This is a genomic window from Pseudomonas sp. SDO5532_S415, from assembly GCF_054071155.1.
Map to the genome: position 1 here is coordinate 1 of NZ_JBSVWS010000318.1, position 2,947 is coordinate 2,947.

2 protein-coding genes are annotated in these 2,947 nt (G+C 60.9%); both read right to left on the minus strand.

The window, feature by feature from the left end:
- Positions 1-75 precede the first annotated feature (75 nt).
- Positions 76-1,383 carry an ABC transporter substrate-binding protein gene (locus ACW9HW_RS29670; protein WP_457402889.1) on the minus strand — a complete coding sequence of 436 codons (1,308 nt, stop codon included), beginning with the start codon at positions 1,381-1,383 and terminating at the stop codon, positions 76-78.
- Between the two features lie 118 nt (positions 1,384-1,501).
- Positions 1,502-2,761, minus strand: a complete 1,260-nt coding sequence (locus ACW9HW_RS29675) for a D-mannose isomerase (protein ID WP_457402890.1) — start codon at positions 2,759-2,761, stop codon at positions 1,502-1,504.
- Positions 2,762-2,947 lie beyond the last annotated feature (186 nt).

The window sequence follows — 2,947 nt, forward strand, 5'->3', positions numbered from 1 at the left end:
AGTCGACATTTTTGGTGAATGACAGACCGCATTCGCGAGCAGGCTCGCTCCCACAGGGTTACTCAGTGCAGGGGATTACTGGGCCGCTTTGACAGCCGATGCCAGTTGGGCGCTGGCCTTTGCCGGGTCGGCGTCCTTGTCGTTCATGAAGTTGGTGACCACATCGAAGATCGCGCCTTGCACGGCCAGGGAGGTAGCCATGTTGTGTGCCATGCTCGGTTGCAGGCCGCCGGTCTTGTCGTCCGCCAGGAAGTCCTTGGCCGCGGTTTGCGCGCAGGCGTCGAAGCCCAGTTTGTCCATCTCGTTCAGCATGTCAGTGCGGACCGGGATCGAACCCTTGTTGATGCTGAAGACTTTCTGGAAGTCGGTGCCCAACGCGACCTTGGCCAGGTCTTGCTGTGCGGCGATGTCACCCTTGCGATCGGCCTTGAGCTTGAACACGGCCATCGAGTCGATGTTGTAGGTGAAGGCCTTGTCGGTGCCCGGGAACGGCACGCACTGATAGTCCTTGCCGGCGACTTTCTTCGCGGCGGTCCATTCGCTCTTGGCCCAGTCGCCCATCATCTGCATGCCGGCCTTGCCGTTGATGACGTCGGCGGCCGCGATGTTCCAGTCACGGCCGGCGCGGTTCGGGTCCATGTAGGTGGTGATTTTTTTCAGCTCGGTGAAGGCTTTGGTCATGTCAGCGCCCGACAGGGTTTTCTGATCGAGTTCCACCAGGGCTTTCTTGTAACCGTCGGCACCCATGACCGACAGCACCACGTCCTCAAACACGGTGCTGTCCTGCCAAGGCTGGCCACCGTGGGCGAGCGCGATAAAGCCTGCGGCCTTGAGTTTGTCGCCAGCGGCATAGAATTCTTCGAGGGTGGTCGGCGCCTTGTCGATCCCGGCTTTCTTGAACACTTGCGGGTTGATCCACAGCCAGTTCACACGGTGAATGTTCACCGGCACGGCCACGTAGTCGCCTTCATATTTCACGGTGTCGGAGACTTTCTTCGACAGCAGGCCATCCCAGTTTTCCGCCTTGGCGACATCTGCCAGCGTGGTGGTGCTGAGCAGGCCAGTGCTGCCCCACTCCTGGATGTCCGGCCCCTTGATCTGGGCAACGCCCGGCGGGTTGCCGGCGACGGCGCGACTCTTGAGAACGGTCATGGCCGTGGAACCGCCACCACCGGCGACTGCGCCGTCCTTCCAGGTGAAGCCGTCTTTTTCGACTTGCGCCTTGAGGACATCGACCGCTGCCTTTTCACCACCGGATGTCCACCAGTGAACGACTTCCACCGAACCTTTGGAATCGGCGGCAAGGGCACTGAGCGGGAACGCGGACAGAGGAACCAGGGAGGCGAGAGAAATGACAGTAGCGAGGCGAGAAATCGCATTCATCTAGTAGTACCTTTCTTGTTGTTATGCATTGCAAGTCTGGTGCTTGCGCTACACAGGATTTTAAACAGGGGATGCCCCTTCGCAGGTAACGAAGGGACGCGCGAATGTCACCACATGGTTACACAGAAGCGCTCTGGGACAATGCTGCCAGCGCACTGGCCATGCTCGGCGCCAGGGGCAGACGCGGGATCAGCAGTGCTTGCCAGGCGTGATAAAGATCGGGTTTACCGGCCCAGATATCGGCGCTTGGACGGTTCAGCGGGTCGAGTTCGTGATGCCAACTGCCACCTTCGCGGTCGATGAAATGACTGTCACAAAATTCCCAGAACAGCCGGTACCAGCGTTCGAATTGCTCATCGCCCGTGCGTTTGAGCAAGGCACTGGCGGCAGCACTGGCTTCGCAATGGGTCCAGTGCAGGCGATGACGGACCACCGCGCGATTGTCCCAGTCGAGGGTGTAGACGATGCCCGGCGCGCCATCGATGTCCCAGCCATGACGGCAGTTTTGCTCGAAGAGTTTCTGCGCGTCGGTGGCCAGCCACCCCGGCGTGAGCATGCCGGCCCGCACCCGCGCCGCTTCGAGGTGCAGCAACAGCCGCGCCCATTCGAAACCGTGACCCGGTGTGGTGCCGTACGGGCGAAAACCATCGGCCGGGTTGTCGCGGTTGTACTCGCGCAGCGGCTGCCAGTCGCGATCGAAATGCTCGACCACGAGATAATCATTGGCGGCGGCGTGACCATGAATCACCCGCTCGACGATGCGCTGGGCACGGCACAACCAGCGGTTATCGTCGGTGACGTCGGCCAGGGCGAGAAAGGCTTCGGTGGCGTGCATGTTGCTGTTGGCGCCGCGGTAGGCCTCTTCATCGCTCCAGTCGCGATTGAAGGATTCGCGCATCGCGCCTTCCTCCTCGCTCCAGAAATACGTGTCGATGATGTCGATGGCATCGTCGAGCAAGGCTTGCGCCCCGGGACGTTGCGCGACCACCGCGGAACTCGCGGCCAGCGCCACGAAGGCATGCAGGTAGGCGTTCTTGCCGGTGTTGCCGTCACGGTGTTCGGCAACGGCGAACCAGCCGCCATGCAACGCATCGCGCAACGGTCCGCGCAGGGACTGGATGCCATGATCCACCAGCTCGGCAAAACCCGGCAGACCCTGAATGTGAGCCATGGCGAAGCTGTGGGTCATGCGCGCGGTGTTCATGGTTTCGGCTTGCGCGTCCGCAGGCAGATGGCCTCGTTCGTCGAGATTGCCGAAACCTTCAGGTAGCTTCGAAGCCTTGGCGAAACCCAGCAGGCGAAGGCCTTCGGCGGCGAGCCACTGCTGATGGGCGGGGGCGTTCAGCCAACTGCTGAAGGCAGGTTGGAAGTGGTCCATTGGGGGGCCTTTTTTGTTGTTATGACTGAGGGGCAGTCTAAACAACCGGCCGGGACGGGCTTGTAACGAAGGGGGCGAGTTATGTCACCAACCTGTGACAATTGCCTTGAGGAAAATGTTGAATGATCTGACGCCTTCGCGAGCAGGCTCGCTCCCACAGGGGGATCTGTGTCGTACGCAAATCCA